This window comes from Methylobacter svalbardensis (assembly GCF_037671525.1).
Taxonomy (GTDB): Bacteria; Pseudomonadota; Gammaproteobacteria; order Methylococcales; family Methylomonadaceae; genus Methylobacter_A; species Methylobacter_A svalbardensis.
Window position 1 is genome coordinate 1 of the sequence record NZ_JAWPOH010000032.1, and the last position, 13,284, is coordinate 13,284.

The 13,284-nt window shown below is 45.1% G+C and carries 16 protein-coding genes and 1 pseudogene; 6 read left to right on the plus strand and 11 right to left on the minus strand.

Translation table 11 applies throughout. The features are described from left to right. A pseudogene (locus RW114_RS20990) lies at positions 1 to 159 on the plus strand (IS5 family transposase); the annotation flags it as partial. Between the two features lie 474 nt (positions 160 to 633). Here the strand turns inward: RW114_RS20990 and RW114_RS12745 are convergent. The 3 genes from RW114_RS12745 to RW114_RS12755 form a co-directional block, all read right to left on the minus strand. Next, on the minus strand, positions 634 to 1,797 hold the full coding sequence (locus RW114_RS12745; protein WP_422614810.1) for a hypothetical protein: 1,164 nt from the start codon (positions 1,795 to 1,797) through the stop codon (positions 634 to 636). 88 nt (positions 1,798 to 1,885) lie between these two features. Continuing rightward, positions 1,886 to 2,623: a class I SAM-dependent methyltransferase gene (locus RW114_RS12750; RefSeq protein WP_340123179.1), complete on the minus strand. Its 738-nt coding sequence runs from the start codon at positions 2,621 to 2,623 to the stop codon at positions 1,886 to 1,888. After that, positions 2,623 to 2,922, minus strand: coding sequence for a DUF1244 domain-containing protein (locus tag RW114_RS12755; protein WP_340123139.1), 300 nt, complete (start codon positions 2,920 to 2,922; stop codon positions 2,623 to 2,625). The genes RW114_RS12750 and RW114_RS12755 overlap by 1 nt, the downstream gene beginning before the upstream one ends. A 121-nt stretch (positions 2,923 to 3,043) precedes the next feature. On the opposite strand from RW114_RS12755, the gene RW114_RS12760 reads away from it, so the two are divergent. From RW114_RS12760 to RW114_RS12780, 5 genes are read left to right on the plus strand one after another with little or no spacing between them, the layout of a single operon-like run. Next, the gene (locus RW114_RS12760) at positions 3,044 to 3,370 is read left to right on the plus strand and encodes a hypothetical protein (protein WP_340123140.1); all 327 of its coding nucleotides are present in this window, start codon (positions 3,044 to 3,046) and stop codon (positions 3,368 to 3,370) included. A 21-nt stretch (positions 3,371 to 3,391) separates the two neighbouring features. Further along, positions 3,392 to 3,928 carry a septation protein A gene (locus RW114_RS12765; protein ID WP_340123141.1) on the plus strand — a complete coding sequence of 179 codons (537 nt, stop codon included), beginning with the start codon at positions 3,392 to 3,394 and terminating at the stop codon, positions 3,926 to 3,928. 4 nt (positions 3,929 to 3,932) lie between these two features. Next, positions 3,933 to 4,235 carry a YciI family protein gene (locus RW114_RS12770; RefSeq protein WP_340123142.1) on the plus strand — a complete coding sequence of 101 codons (303 nt, stop codon included), beginning with the start codon at positions 3,933 to 3,935 and terminating at the stop codon, positions 4,233 to 4,235. Next, a complete protein-coding gene (locus RW114_RS12775) occupies positions 4,232 to 4,510 on the plus strand; it encodes a BolA family protein (RefSeq protein ID WP_340123143.1) in 279 nt (92 codons plus the stop codon). Before RW114_RS12770 ends, RW114_RS12775 begins: the two co-directional genes overlap by 4 nt. Beyond that, positions 4,511 to 5,575 carry a peptidylprolyl isomerase gene (locus tag RW114_RS12780; protein ID WP_340123144.1) on the plus strand — a complete coding sequence of 355 codons (1,065 nt, stop codon included), beginning with the start codon at positions 4,511 to 4,513 and terminating at the stop codon, positions 5,573 to 5,575. 45 nt (positions 5,576 to 5,620) lie between these two features. Here the strand turns inward: RW114_RS12780 and recJ are convergent, their stop codons facing one another. From recJ to alaC, 8 genes are all read right to left on the minus strand, one after another. Beyond that, positions 5,621 to 7,366, minus strand: coding sequence for a single-stranded-DNA-specific exonuclease RecJ (recJ, locus tag RW114_RS12785; RefSeq protein ID WP_340123180.1), 1,746 nt, complete (start codon positions 7,364 to 7,366; stop codon positions 5,621 to 5,623). A 64-nt stretch (positions 7,367 to 7,430) separates the two neighbouring features. Continuing rightward, complete coding sequence (locus RW114_RS12790) at positions 7,431 to 7,571, minus strand: hypothetical protein (protein ID WP_340123145.1); 141 nt, start codon at positions 7,569 to 7,571, stop codon at positions 7,431 to 7,433. A gap of 214 nt (positions 7,572 to 7,785) precedes the next feature. Beyond that, positions 7,786 to 8,001, minus strand: a complete 216-nt coding sequence (locus RW114_RS12795; protein ID WP_340123146.1) for a type II toxin-antitoxin system VapB family antitoxin — start codon at positions 7,999 to 8,001, stop codon at positions 7,786 to 7,788. 93 nt (positions 8,002 to 8,094) lie between these two features. Further along, entirely contained in the window at positions 8,095 to 8,319 is a 225-nt protein-coding gene (locus RW114_RS12800; RefSeq protein ID WP_340123147.1) for an addiction module protein, read from the minus strand. Positions 8,320 to 8,443: 124 nt separating this feature from the next. Continuing rightward, entirely contained in the window at positions 8,444 to 9,415 is a 972-nt protein-coding gene (locus RW114_RS12805) for a TIR domain-containing protein (RefSeq protein ID WP_340123148.1), read from the minus strand. A gap of 176 nt (positions 9,416 to 9,591) precedes the next feature. After that, entirely contained in the window at positions 9,592 to 10,686 is a 1,095-nt protein-coding gene (thrC, locus tag RW114_RS12810) for a threonine synthase (protein ID WP_340123149.1), read from the minus strand. 9 nt (positions 10,687 to 10,695) lie between these two features. After that, positions 10,696 to 12,006 (minus strand): homoserine dehydrogenase, encoded by a 1,311-nt coding sequence (locus tag RW114_RS12815; RefSeq protein ID WP_340123150.1) that lies wholly within the window; start codon positions 12,004 to 12,006, stop codon positions 10,696 to 10,698. 23 nt (positions 12,007 to 12,029) lie between these two features. Beyond that, entirely contained in the window at positions 12,030 to 13,214 is a 1,185-nt protein-coding gene (gene alaC, locus RW114_RS12820) for an alanine transaminase (protein WP_340123151.1), read from the minus strand. Positions 13,215 to 13,284 lie beyond the last annotated feature (70 nt).

Genomic DNA, 13,284 nt, shown 5'->3' on the forward strand with positions numbered 1-13,284 from the left:
ATTAAATGCGATTATTGGCATTATAAGGAGCGGCATGCGGTCGAATGCATGTTCGGCAAGCTCAAACATTACCGCAGAATTGCCACTCGATACGAGAAAAAGGCTATTAATTACATGGGGATGCTGTCATTTTCCTCGGTACTTTTATGGCTGAGATGAAACGTCAACAGAACCTAGTTCCCCTATATCTATTGAAAATGATGGCAGTGTTTTTTTACGGTCTACTTTTCTTATCATGTTTTTCACTTTTCAATTAAGAACGATTCGCAACAACCACAAGGACAGGGGTAAGTAGTACTGTCCTTTTGTACCACGAATGGTAATTTTTACATAGGGTGCATTATGCGGGCCTAACGCTCTACCAGCCTCGGAGACAATAGCCAAGACTTCGCATAATGTATATTATGTTAAATTAATATCATGTCTCTAATTATGCTCTATTGAAGTTCGTCCCCCTATCAGGCTACCGACTCAGTTATTTGCATTTATGTTTGGCATGAACAAGCGATGGTGACAGTTACTTTTTGATTTGTTGAAAAACTCAAAGCTGGTGGCGTTTCTGTGTTATTGGCTACTACGCCTATGAGCGTCCTTTGGGACGGATAAATCCGCCCCTGTACGATTTTTACTGCGTTAATCTATCGTTTCAACCCATCGACAACGGTCATTCACAATTTTGGCGGTGTTCTGGTTGCCAATGCCCTTGGCAATGAGTGCAATCACCCGATTATCAGTATCATAGCCTACGTGCGCATCAATTGGATTGGCAAGTTTACCCAGACCGAATGCGTCAAAGATGGTCGCTACGTTGATGTTAACATTAGTCACATCAACGCATAATCTTGAATCCAGATATTTTTCTACAAAACCGTGAGGAATCGCATAACTTAACAAATCGTTGGGATCACTAAAGGCAATGATGGGGGTTTTAGACAGCATGCGTTGATTATACTTTTCGCCATTCGGCTGACAATAGACCGCTTTTTGATTGCTTACATCGGGTAATTTGCGCCCTAACTGCAACATAGGCAGTTGGTTAGACATCATATAAATGGGGATTTCTTTGTTCTTTAAAGCATCACTAAATTCGACATTACGTTTATCCAGCAAAGAAGCAATGCGCTGCATGCCATCGATAATGATGCGGCTGCCTAAGCTATGCGAAATGAAGGCGTATTGATCTATCCGCATATTCGTTGCTATGGTGTCATCATTAAATGAACAGGCCTGCTTTACATCATCAGGCAAGTCAGCCCAATTACTTTTTGTCATCCAACATAAAGATTGGCCGAATGAAACCAGTATGTCTTCCCTACTCTCTCCCAGATAGATAATCGGGTCAGGACTGGTGTCATTGGAGAACTTTTTCATCAAATCATTGACTTCGGCTCTGCGAAACGAATATTCTCCAGAATTATCATAGGCCAGTACTTCTTTTTGCTTGGCAGTTATGGCAGACCACGTTAACTCATAAAACATTAACTCTCTGCTTTTGTCTTTACTTAGCAAGCGGTTGATTCTTAAGTTGCCCAGATTTTTGCTTGAATCAAGCCGACTTGTCAGCGAGATATTTTTATACTGCGCAGACATTACCGGTAAATCCAGTTCTTTAGCCAGTTTTTCTACAAATTGAGTTGAATATCCCGGCCAATGATTACCCACTCCATGCACCATGAGCACCTTCATCTTGCCTTGCTTATTGCCTAGAAACGGCGCAAGTCCATCGAAGGGTTTTCCCCATATGTCACAAACACGGATATCGACCGATTGTTGTTTTTCCAGAAAGGCTTCAGCCATACCTCTGCCCAAGCTGGCGCAACCGCTTAGTTGGGCAGTGGTAAGCAGTAACAAAAAAGAACTAAGAATGTGTTTCATGAGTAATTGATTAACCGGGCTTTGTCGCTGTCACCAGCGCGTTGACTTCAAGTCTATTGGAAAGATTGATATCTGAAAAGCCGGCGTCCTGTAGCTGAGCTAACGCTACCGACTCACGCATCACGTGATTTTCTGATTCATCGCTAAACAAATGCACTATCCAGTGTTCCAGCACGTCCAGTTTATTGAGCTGGGTTAATACTTTGAAATAACCGCTGACTTCCTGCTGTATGGTTCGCGTATGAAGGGAAACATCATCCAAAGCGTAACGGTCACCGTTAATGAATTGACCGCCGGGTTTTAAGATTCTGAAGATCTGCTGCATGACTTCCTTACGATAAGTATCGAGAAAGTTGTGCAGGGTATAGGCCGAAGCCACTATATCGACGCTGTCAGTCGCAATGTTTTGTAGCGCCGTTAATGCATCATCGCCGCAAAAAACCAGTTTGCCATTTGCCGCCCATTTGTGCAGATGCTTTTTGGCTTGTTCCTGCATAACCGGCTCGTTATCAATGCTAATGATATTGAAATTATCTGATGCAGTTAATAATGATAAGGTAGTAATGCCGGTGCCGCCGCCCAGCTCCACAACATTGAGATTATCGGTTGTTTGCGCCGCATATTCAGAGGCCTTATCGCCTACCAAACGGCTCATTTTGGTTGCTAACGGACAGATTAAATTGAGCAACTCATAATCCTGCCCGATAACGCCGGAAAACACATCATCATATTGCGATTTGTCGATCATCATTGTTTGGTTTGTTGTTTGCGTTCGAAAGCGGCCAATTGTTCTGCTGTGGCTTCGGTTTGAAATTTATCTTTCCACTCGCTATAAGGCATACCGTAGACGATTTCTCTGGCTTGCTCGTAATCCATCGCTATGCCCTGCTCTACCGCCTCCGCCATATACCATTTAGCCAGACAGTTTCGGCAAAAATCCGCCAATATCATTAAATCGATGTTTTGAACGTCGGTGTTTTTTTGCAAATGCTTGACTAAGCGCCTGAATGCAGCGGCCTCTAATTCTGTTTTCGTGTTTTTATCCACAGATTTGCTCCAAAAATAACTAGAATTTTAACAGAAACGGTTGTTTAAGCGTGTACATTCCTCACTAAAGATTTTACAATAAACGATAGTTAAGTTTGCGTACCGGTTTGCTCCGTATATTATGAAAATTCATAGCTCATCATTAAATTCGACCATAGGCCTTAACCGGAAAGTTGGTAATAATGGTGTGCAATATAATAACGAAAACAAATTATCTGTCGCAAAGGATGCCCCAGACAAAAAAGTTAATCAGCCTTCTACTCCTGAAGAGATTAAAAAAACACTGGATAATGTTGGCTTAAGCATTGATTTAACTAGCCAAAATAATTTTATTAAACTAACCAATTTACGAACCCAAAGAGCACTTTCTGCCTACAATCAGGAATTCAATGCACCGCTGCAAGATCAACGCGCTCAATTGATAACAGGAATAGATGCTTACGCCTGATCACCCTACCCTCAGTTACTCATGAAACAGCTTTTCGAGTTTTTCCCCATACTTTTATTTTTTATCGCGTTTAAACTTTACGATATCTATGTTGCCACCGCCGTTGTCATCGTTGCAACCATTATTCAGGTAGCTTTTGCCTGGTTTAAATACCGTAAGGTCGAGACCATGCAATGGATTACCTTGGGATTGATTCTGGTAATGGGGGGTGCAACCCTCTACTTACAGGATGAGCAATTTATCAAATGGAAACTGTCTATTATAGAATGGCTATTCGGCGCAGCCTTTTTGGGTAGCCAGTTTATCGGCAAAAAATCCTTTATTGAAAAAATGCTGTCCGGCAGCTTAACCTTACCAGCATTGATCTGGAAACGATTAAATACTATGTGGGGCTGCTTTTTTATTAGCGTAGGCTTTATCAACCTTTATGTGATGTATAATTACAATACTGATGATTGGGTTACCTTTAAAACATTTGGCGTACCGGCTTTGATGGTCATTTTTATTTTGTTACAAATGTTTTTTTTATATAAGTACATCCCTGACACAGAGGAATAAAAACGTGTTATACGCCATTATCAGTGAAGATATAGCGGATAGTCTGGAGAAAAGACTGTTAGTGCGCCCGGCGCATCTCCAACGACTACAAGAGCTGCAGGATGCCGGACGACTGGTTTTAGCAGGCCCCCATCCTTCAATTGACAGTGACAATCCCGGTGCAGCCGGTTTTACCGGCAGTCTGGTGGTCGCCGAGTTTGAAAGCCTTGCAGACGCCCAACAATGGGCGGACGTCGATCCCTATATTGATGCCGGAGTTTATGTTAAGGTTACCGTTAAACCATTTAAAAAGGTCTTTCCACAATGACATCCGAGTTAATTAAAAAGCTGTTAAATGACGCTTTTAATCCAGAGCTTTTAGAAATTATTGATAACAGTGCAGCTCATGCCGGACATGCCGGAGCGCGTAGCGGCGGCGGTCATTATCATGTCACTATTGTCGCTGACGTTTTTGAGGGCAGATCTTTAGTTCAGCGACACCAGCTTGTTTATAACGCGCTGGGCGACATGATGAAACAACAAATTCATGCCTTAGGCATTAATGCTCTTTCACCCTCTGAAGAAACTAAAGGAAGATTATAAATGAAAAAAAAATTCATCCCTCTACTTATTGTCGGCACAGCATTGCTTGCTGGTTGTAATCAAGAAAAAGCAACTGATACAGGCAGCACTACTCCTGCTGCAACTGCGATTGATAAAGCCGATGCAATTGCAGTTGTCAATGGTCAGTATATCGCCAAATCGACGCTGGAAGCGTTGGAAAAAGAAATCGCAGAGCGCAGTCACGGACAGGTTTTTCCTAAAGAAAAATTGATTGAGGAACTCGTACAGCGTGAATTGCTGGTTCAGGATGCCGTACAAAAACAACTGGATAAGTCGCCTGAATTGGCAGCGCAGCTAGAGGCCGCTAAAAAGGCATTATTAACCCAAGCTAATCTGCAAGACTTCATTAAAGCCAATCCTGTCACTGATGCTGAGGTTAAAGCTGAATACGACAGTAAAATTGCTGCTGAAAAGGGAACCGAATTTAAGGCGCGTCATATTTTGGTTAAAACCGAAGCAGAAGCTAAAAAACTGATTGCTGAATTGAATAAAGGTGCAGATTTTGCCAAATTAGCCAACAAGCATTCATTAGACGCTAAAGAATCGCAAAATGGCGGTGATTTAGGCTGGTTTTCTGCTGCACAAATGGTTGCTCCTTTCTCTGAAGCCACAGCCGCACTGGAAAAGGGCAAATACACTAAGGAACCAGTTAAGACCCAATTTGGCTATCATGTGATTTTAAAAGAAGATTCTCGCCCGCTAACGCCTCCTCCATTGGAAGCGGTTAAAGAGCAACTGATGCCTTTCCTGCAACGCAAAAAAGTTCAGGACATGATAGAAACATTGCGTAAACAGGCCAAAGTAGAAATATTGGTGCCGCTGACTGACGAACCAAAAGCCGAAGCCGCTCCTGCAACAACGCAAGAGCAACCTGCTGCAGAAGCCACACCTCCAGCCGTTGAAGAAAAGGCCGCCGCTCCCGCTACGATAGAACCCGTAGCGGAGCCTGCCAAAGCGATTGAAAGTGAAGCAGCTACTCCGGCAGCAGAACCCAAAGCCTCTGAGCCAGCTCCGGTAGCAGTGCCCGCCGAAACAAAAAAATAAGCACCACACTGTAATATAAAAAAGGGCGGTTAAACCGCCCTTTTTTTATGTGATTTTTTCCAGGTACTGCACTATAAGCTGCACATTGCGATTTCCCCTGAATTCATTGATATCCAGTTTGTAAGCCGCCTTGATGTGCCTTAAACCCAGCCAGTTTTCCGGCTTATCCACATAAAATGCAATCGCATCAATCAACAAATCGCCGAACGGTTTTCTCAACACTAATTTAAGATGGCGCTGACCGACAATACGCGATTGAATAACATCAAAAACGCCATCAAAAACAGGTTCGGGAAACTCCTGTCCCCAAGTCCCGGCGTTTTGCAATAATTCAGCAAATTCAATAGTCATCTCTTTTTCAGTCAACTCGCCATCGGAATAGATTTTTTGCTCCAGATCGATAGTAAGTAGACGCTTTCTGACCAAAGCATCAAAAGCCAATGCAAAAGGCGGATAGTCGTGCATTTTCAAACTCATGCCTGCGGCCATCGCATGACCGCCAAATTTACTCAGCAATTTAGGGTGTAGTGCGGCAATATCACTCAACACATCCCGAATATGAACGCCTGGAATTGAGCGCGCGGAGCCTTTTATCTCGTCTTTTCCGGCGGGTGCAAAAGCAATAACAGGACGATGCAATTGGTCTTTAATTCGGGACGCCAAAATGCCGATAACACCTTGGTGCCAGTTGGCATCAAACAAGCAAACGCCCGCAGGCAAATGATGTTCATCAAGCTTTTTCATCTCGCTTAACAACGCCATGGCCTCAGTTTTCATTTGCCCTTCGACCTCACGCCGGTCATTGTTCAGCTCATCAAGTTGCAGCGCCATTTGTTTTGCCAGCGCTGGGTCTTCGGTCAACAGGCATTGAATTCCCAGCGACATATCGTCCATACGACCTGCCGCATTAAGCCTGGGCCCCAGCGCAAAACCCAAATCGGAGGAAAAAATGGCTTCGGGTTTTCTGCCCGATACTTCGATAAGCGCATTAATCCCGGGATGCGAGCGCCCCGTGCGTATCCGCAACAAACCCTGATGCACCAGAGCCCGGTTGACTTGGTCCAGCGGCACCACATCGGCGACTGTACCCAATGCGACATAATCCAGCAACTGGGCCAGATTAGGCTCCTGAGTTTGGTTAAGCTCAAACCAGTTCTGCTCCCTTAACCGGCTTCTTAACGCCATTAATACATAAAACATAACGCCGACACCGGCAAGTGCACCTCCGGGAAATTCATCATCGACCAGATTGGGATTTACAATAGCGTCTGCAATAGGCAGCTCATGTCCCGGCAAATGATGATCGGTAATCAGAACTGTTATGCCCAGATCCTTGGCTACCTTAACCCCGTCTATACTCGATATGCCGTTATCGACGGTAATAATGACATCGGGATTTTGCAGCTTAACCAGATCGACAATTTCAGGGGTCAAGCCGTAACCGTATTCAAACCGGTTTGGCACGACGAAAGACACCTCCCCTGCCCCCAGCAATTGCAAGCCCTTGATAGCTACCGCGCAACTGGTTGCGCCATCAGCATCGAAGTCGGCCACGATACAAATTCGTTGTCGCTCATTGATTGCCGTGATCAAATGCCCTACCAAAGCTTCCATGCCCGATAACAGCCACGGCGACGGAAGCTTTGCCAGCGTTCTGATCAGCTCAGCTTCCGAAGTTAAACCCCTGGCTAAAAAGATACGCTCCACTATCGGATGCATTTCGCCTAAGTTAGAACGTGCTTTCGTGACCGGACGGGTAACTATGGTTTTTTTTACGCCTTGATAATACATGGGTTTTCCAATAAAAAAGCCGATATTGGTTGGCCTTTGGGTCATTCAATTATTCGTCGATCAATTATTCCAGCACCATCGCCAAATTGAGGCGCATGGCAACAGCCAATAAACGTTTATCGCGAGTCCACAATTTGGCATTGATTGCCAGTTGCGTGGAAGCTAATAAATACGCATCGATAAGCCCTATTCCCAAACCAAACAAAGAATGCGTTTCTATGAACCGATTGACCTCATCGGCAAAGACGATAGGGGCTTAAGGCAGATTATCCAAAGCACTCAAAATAATTTGGCGTTGGCTGAGATTCCCTAATGCCAACTCACCTCGAACAAAGGGATGACAAAGGACGCTATTTGACGTTAGCAAACTGACTAACAACGGTTCATTGTTACGGAGATGGTCAATCCAAACAGAAGTATCAACTAAGATCATCATTCACTTGAGCGGAGCTTTGCCTACGCGGAATCGCCAGCAATTGCGGCTCACTGCCACCTAACAAAGCTAACCTTTTAGCACTTTCCCGCTCTATCAGAGCTTTTAAGGCTTCCTTTATCAGGCTGGATTTTTCCTGTACGTTGGTTAAAGCTTGGGCTTTTTCCAGTAATTCATCATCTAATACAACAGTGGTTCTCATGACTTTCCTCCTGATATGTCATCGAATGATGCGCTTTTTTATGCGTTTGGGCAAAATGATTTGTAACTATCCGGTTCATAAGAAAATAGCAGTTCACCTTAGGAGTGCTTTGGCTTCCCGATTAACCACATCGGCAGGGATGCGTTGCACCAACCCTGAGTCCATTTCATCAGCACGACGTGCGGCCTCTTGAAACCAAAGCTGTTCAACTTCTGTTTCCGTTCGACTGTCGAGACTGGATAATAATTGTTCTGCCAATTGTGCCCGCTCTTGAGGCGGAAGCAGTAAAGCTTCATGAAGGATTGTTTCAATATTCATAGTAAATTTACCTCCTGACTTTAATATTTAATAATCTGCTTCATTGTAGTGTGTTGCCGGAAACGCCAGTTCTCGCTATCGCTCGAACGGGCTTATTCCTGCCTACAGGGCTAGCCTCACACGTTCAGAACGGAATATCATCGAACTCGTCAACAGGTATGGCCGACTCCGGCAATTTAAATGCACCAACTTGAGCGATCAGATTCTTTAGCTGCTTCTGTTCAAATTCAGAAAGGGAAGCTTGTTCCAATACTGTTTTTAGTTGGACATCTGTGACGATAGACCAAGAATCTACAACGGAAATTAGTTCTATCTTTTTCTGCGAATTTAAAGTGGCAAAGGCTTTGCTCATGCTCTGCAAAATCTTATTTCTATGCTGTGGTTTTTTCAAAAGCGTCTGAGTAATTTCACCTGCCACATTTTCTGGAACCTTCCCTTTTATTGGAATTCCTTGATATTTGCCAAAGAACCCAAAAGGATCGAGTCCAGCTCTAAGCGGAATTATGTCTATTTTACGGCCTAACGCAAATCCTACTTCTTGCACACACCAATCCGACTCTTTAAATCCAGGCTCCACGACAGCAACCAATACATCCATTGATTCAAGCCCAGCCTCGACTTCATCTCTCCATTCACGAGATGCTTCTATATCTTCGTGAGCAATAAATGCAGAGACTCCCCAGTTCGCTAATCCGACTTTCAATGAAGACATGCGAGTTCGATTGGATGATAAATGACTTACAAACACTTTTAGGTATCCGTCTATCCAAAAATCCGCTGATTTGACTGTCGATGCGACAAAAAGCTTTTGGTATTTCTCGGGACTCTTCTGTTGATACCAAAGATCGATGTCGAAATGCTCAATCACTTCAGGAATTGAACTACTATCTTCAACAAAAATAGCGTCTAAGACTTCAGCCGTGCAAAATTCATAATCATCATCGCCAAAGCTCATTGATCGAAATAACCGTGGATGATCGGAGATTTTTTTGAGCTGCCCAGTTAATTGTCCAAGCGCAAACCAATCACTTTCTGAGAATGACTCAGTAACATATTTCGTTATAACTGCGACTTTTTTTCGATCAGATGGATTCATTGCATGAAATGCCTAACTTTAAATTCAGTATCTTTAAGATCACGTTTAAATGTTAAATCAGCTTCACCGGCTGTCATGAAAAGCTTCCGAGATTGCTTTCTCAGCCGGGACGTGGTCTCAACACCGTCCCGGCTACAAAACTTCGTGTTCTTCGTGTCTTCGTGGTGAAAATCTGTTTATAAACAATCCAAAATAACCCGCTTAACCGCATCCAAACTGGCTTCAATCGTCACCGGATGCGCTGCTGTGCACTGTGCTATAGCAGTATCAGGGTCTTTTAAGCCATTGCCGGTTAAAGTACAGACAATGGTACTGCCTTCAGGGATTTTCCCGGAAGCAATGTCCTGCAAGGCTCCGGCTAATGATGTTGCCGAGGCCGGCTCACAAAAAATACCTTCATACTGGGACAGCATTTTTTGTGCGGCTAAAATCTGTTCGTCGGTAAACTTGTCAAACCAGCCGCCGGATTCTTTTTGTGCAGCCCAGGCAAAATCCCAGGATTGCGGATGACCGATGCGTATGGCTGTGGCAATGGTTTCCGGCTCATCGATCATGTGACCGGCTACGAACGGTGCGGCTCCGGCAGCTTGATAGCCGCACATGACCGGACGCTTGGCGGTAACGGCTTTGTGAGTTGCTGACTCGGTTGAATATTCTTTATAGCCTTTCCAGTAGGCAGTGATGTTTCCGGCATTGCCGACCGGCAGGCAGTGATAATCAGGAGCGCAACCAAGCTCGTCGACAATTTCAAAGGCGGCGGTTTTTTGTCCGTCAATTCTGAACGGATTGATCGAGTTAACGATGGTAACCGGCGCCTGTTCGGCGACTTCTTTAACTAAGGCCATGCCTTTATCGAAGTTACCGTTAATCTGGATGATTTCAGCACCGTACATCAGGGTTTGCGCCAGCTTGCCTTGGGCAATTTTGCCGTCGGGAATTAACACGAAAGCTTTAATGCCGGCGCGTGCTGCGTATGCTGCAGCCGAGGCGGAAGTGTTGCCGGTTGACGCGCAGATGATGGCCTGACTACCCGCTTCTACGGCTTTGGTGACTGCCATGGTCATGCCGCGATCCTTGAATGAACCGGTAGGATTTAAGCCTTCAAACTTGACATAAATATTAACCGACTTGCCGATCAATCGGGGTATATTTTGCAGTTGAATCAACGGCGTATTGCCTTCGTTTAAACTGATTATACGAGTGGTTTCGCTAACGGGCAGACGATCTCTGTAACGTTCAATTAAACCGGTGTAGTGTTTCTGCTTAGACATGTTTTTTATTTATCCTAAAGTTTCCAGACGGATGCGGTTGACTTTACCGGTAACGGTTTTTAACGCTTCAATTTCAGCAATAGCCGCGTTCATTTCTTTTTCAAGCGTGATCTGAGTCAGTATGATAATCGGTACCGAAGTTTCATTATGCAGCGGCACTTTCTGACTGATGGCTTCAATGCTTATTTGATGCTCGGCCAGAATCCGGGTCACTTCAGCCAAAACCCCCGGTTTATCTTCTGCATTAAGCCGCAAATAATAAGCGGTTCTGAATAGTTCCGCAGGTAATACTGGTATGTCGGCCAAGGCATTGGCCTGAAAGGCTAAATGAGGTACGCGGTTTTCAGGGTCGCTGGTCAAGGCTCTGACCACATCGATCACATCGGCGACGACAGAAGACGCGGTAGGTTCAGCCCCGGCTCCAGCGCCGTAATAAAGCGTAGCGCCGACTGCATCGCCTTTAACCAAAACGGCATTCATCACACCGTCTACGTTGGCAATAAGACGACGTTCAGGAATCAGCGTTGGATGCACTCTTAATTCGATACCTTCCGGCGTTTTGCGGGCGATACCCAAATGTTTAATGCGGTAACCCAGTTGTTCCGCGTACTCGACATCGACGCGGGTGATTTTGGTAATACCTTCGGTATAAACCTTGTCAAACTGCAACGGGATGCCAAAAGCAATGGAAGCCAGAATGGTTAATTTATGACCGGCGTCTATGCCTTCCACATCAAAGGTAGGATCGGCTTCTGCGTAGCCCAGGGCTTGCGCTTCGGCCAATACGTCGGCAAAATCACGGCCTTTATCGCGCATTTCGGTCAGGATAAAATTACCCGTGCCGTTGATAATGCCCGCCAGCCATTCAATCTGGTTGCCGCTTAAGCCTTCGCGTATGGCTTTGATAATGGGAATGCCGCCGGCAACAGCGGCTTCAAAGGCGACGATGACGCCTTTTTCGCTGGCTCTGGCGAAAATCTCGTTGCCGTGCAACGCAATCAGCGACTTATTGGCGGTAACCACATGCTTGCCGTTTTCTATGGCTTTTAACACCATGTCTTTGACTGGCCCTGCCCCGCCGATTAGTTCCAGAATTATTTCAATTTCGGGATCATTGATGATTTCATAAGGATCGGTCGTTAAGGCGATGCCTTGCGTATCGCAAATACGTTGCTTGCTTAAATCTTTTGCCGAGGCGCGAGTGATGATGATTTCACGACCTGCCCTGCGGGCAATTTCTGCCGCATTCCGCTTCAACACATTGACGGTGCCGCCACCGACAGTCCCTAATCCTAATACACCTACTTTTACCGGTTTCAAATCAAACTCCAGTTAAAAAAATATTATACAACCTTGTCTTTTTTCATCATATTGCGGATACCACGAACCGCCTGACGGGTGCGGTGTTCATTCTCAATTAAACCGAACCGGACATGATCGTCGCCATGTTGACCGAAACCAATGCCCGGAGAAACCGCCACTTTGGCCTCCGCCAGCAGTTTTTTGGAAAACTCCAGCGAGCCCATGTGCTGATATGCTTCGGGAATACGTGCCCAGACAAACATGGTCGCTTTCGGTTTTTCAACCGGCCATCCTGCTGCCACTAATCCGTCGCACAGTACGTCACGTCTTTTGCGGTACATCTCGGCAATTTCAGTAACGCATTCCTGCGGGCCTTCAAGAGCTGCAATCGCGGCAATTTGGATCGGCGTAAAGGTGCCGTAATCCAGATAAGATTTAATGCGTGCCAAAGCCGCAACCAGTTCTTTGTTGCCGCACATAAAGCCTACACGCCAGCCCGGCATGTTGTAACTTTTCGATAACGAGAAAAATTCTACGGCGATGTCTTTTGCGCCTTCGACTTGAAGAATTGACGGCGCTTTGTAGCCGTCGAAAACAATGTCCGCATAAGCGATATCCTGTACTACCCAGATGTTATGTTCTTTGGCGATGGCAATAATTTTCTCGAAAAAATCCAGTTCCACGCACTGACTGGTAGGATTGCCGGGAAAATTAAGAATCAGCATTTTCGGTTTCGGCCATGAATCGATAATGGCTTTTTCCAGTTCATCAAAGAAATCACCGCCCGGAACCATCGGTACATGTCTAAGATCGGCACCGGCAATCACTACGCCATACGGATGTATCGGGTAAGCAGGGTTGGGCACCAGCACCACATCCCCCGGACCTAAAGTAGCCAGCGCCAAATGCGCCAAACCTTCTTTTGAACCTATGGTCACAATAGCTTCAGTTTCCGGGTCTAAATCGACATCATAGCGATTTTTATACCAAGTACAGATGGCTTTTCTTAATCGGGGTATGCCTTTGGAAACCGAATAACGATGCGTATCGGGACGCTGGACGGCCTCAATCATTTTTTGGACAATATGATCGGGCGTAGGTTGGTCGGGATTGCCCATGCCAAAATCGATAATGTCTTCTCCCTCCGCTCGAGCTTTAGCTTTCAGTTCATTAACAATATTAAAAACATAGGGAGGTAAACGACTTATTCTTTGAAATTGTTCCATTGACAGCTCTTGAAAAACCGGTGTTTAAGTTTAAGTTAAAAAATGTTGCCCAAGGTACTGTTATTAATAG

Excerpts from the sequence above, each read along its gene's own strand:
- RW114_RS12745 (WP_422614810.1), bottom strand. The coding sequence starts at position 1,797 with ATGGCTGAAGCCTTTCTGGAAAAACAACAATCGGTCGATATCCGTGTT.
- RW114_RS12750 (WP_340123179.1), bottom strand. The coding sequence starts at position 2,623 with ATGATCGACAAATCGCAATATGATGATGTGTTTTCCGGCGTTATCGGG.
- RW114_RS12760 (WP_340123140.1), top strand. The coding sequence starts at position 3,044 with ATGAAAATTCATAGCTCATCATTAAATTCGACCATAGGCCTTAACCGG.
- RW114_RS12765 (WP_340123141.1), top strand. The coding sequence starts at position 3,392 with ATGAAACAGCTTTTCGAGTTTTTCCCCATACTTTTATTTTTTATCGCG.
- RW114_RS12775 (WP_340123143.1), top strand. The coding sequence starts at position 4,232 with ATGACATCCGAGTTAATTAAAAAGCTGTTAAATGACGCTTTTAATCCA.
- RW114_RS12780 (WP_340123144.1), top strand. The coding sequence starts at position 4,511 with ATGAAAAAAAAATTCATCCCTCTACTTATTGTCGGCACAGCATTGCTT.
- recJ (WP_340123180.1), bottom strand. The coding sequence starts at position 7,366 with ATGTATTATCAAGGCGTAAAAAAAACCATAGTTACCCGTCCGGTCACG.
- RW114_RS12795 (WP_340123146.1), bottom strand. The coding sequence starts at position 8,001 with ATGAGAACCACTGTTGTATTAGATGATGAATTACTGGAAAAAGCCCAA.
- RW114_RS12800 (WP_340123147.1), bottom strand. The coding sequence starts at position 8,319 with ATGAATATTGAAACAATCCTTCATGAAGCTTTACTGCTTCCGCCTCAA.
- RW114_RS12805 (WP_340123148.1), bottom strand. The coding sequence starts at position 9,415 with ATGAATCCATCTGATCGAAAAAAAGTCGCAGTTATAACGAAATATGTT.
- thrC (WP_340123149.1), bottom strand. The coding sequence starts at position 10,686 with ATGTCTAAGCAGAAACACTACACCGGTTTAATTGAACGTTACAGAGAT.
- alaC (WP_340123151.1), bottom strand. The coding sequence starts at position 13,214 with ATGGAACAATTTCAAAGAATAAGTCGTTTACCTCCCTATGTTTTTAAT.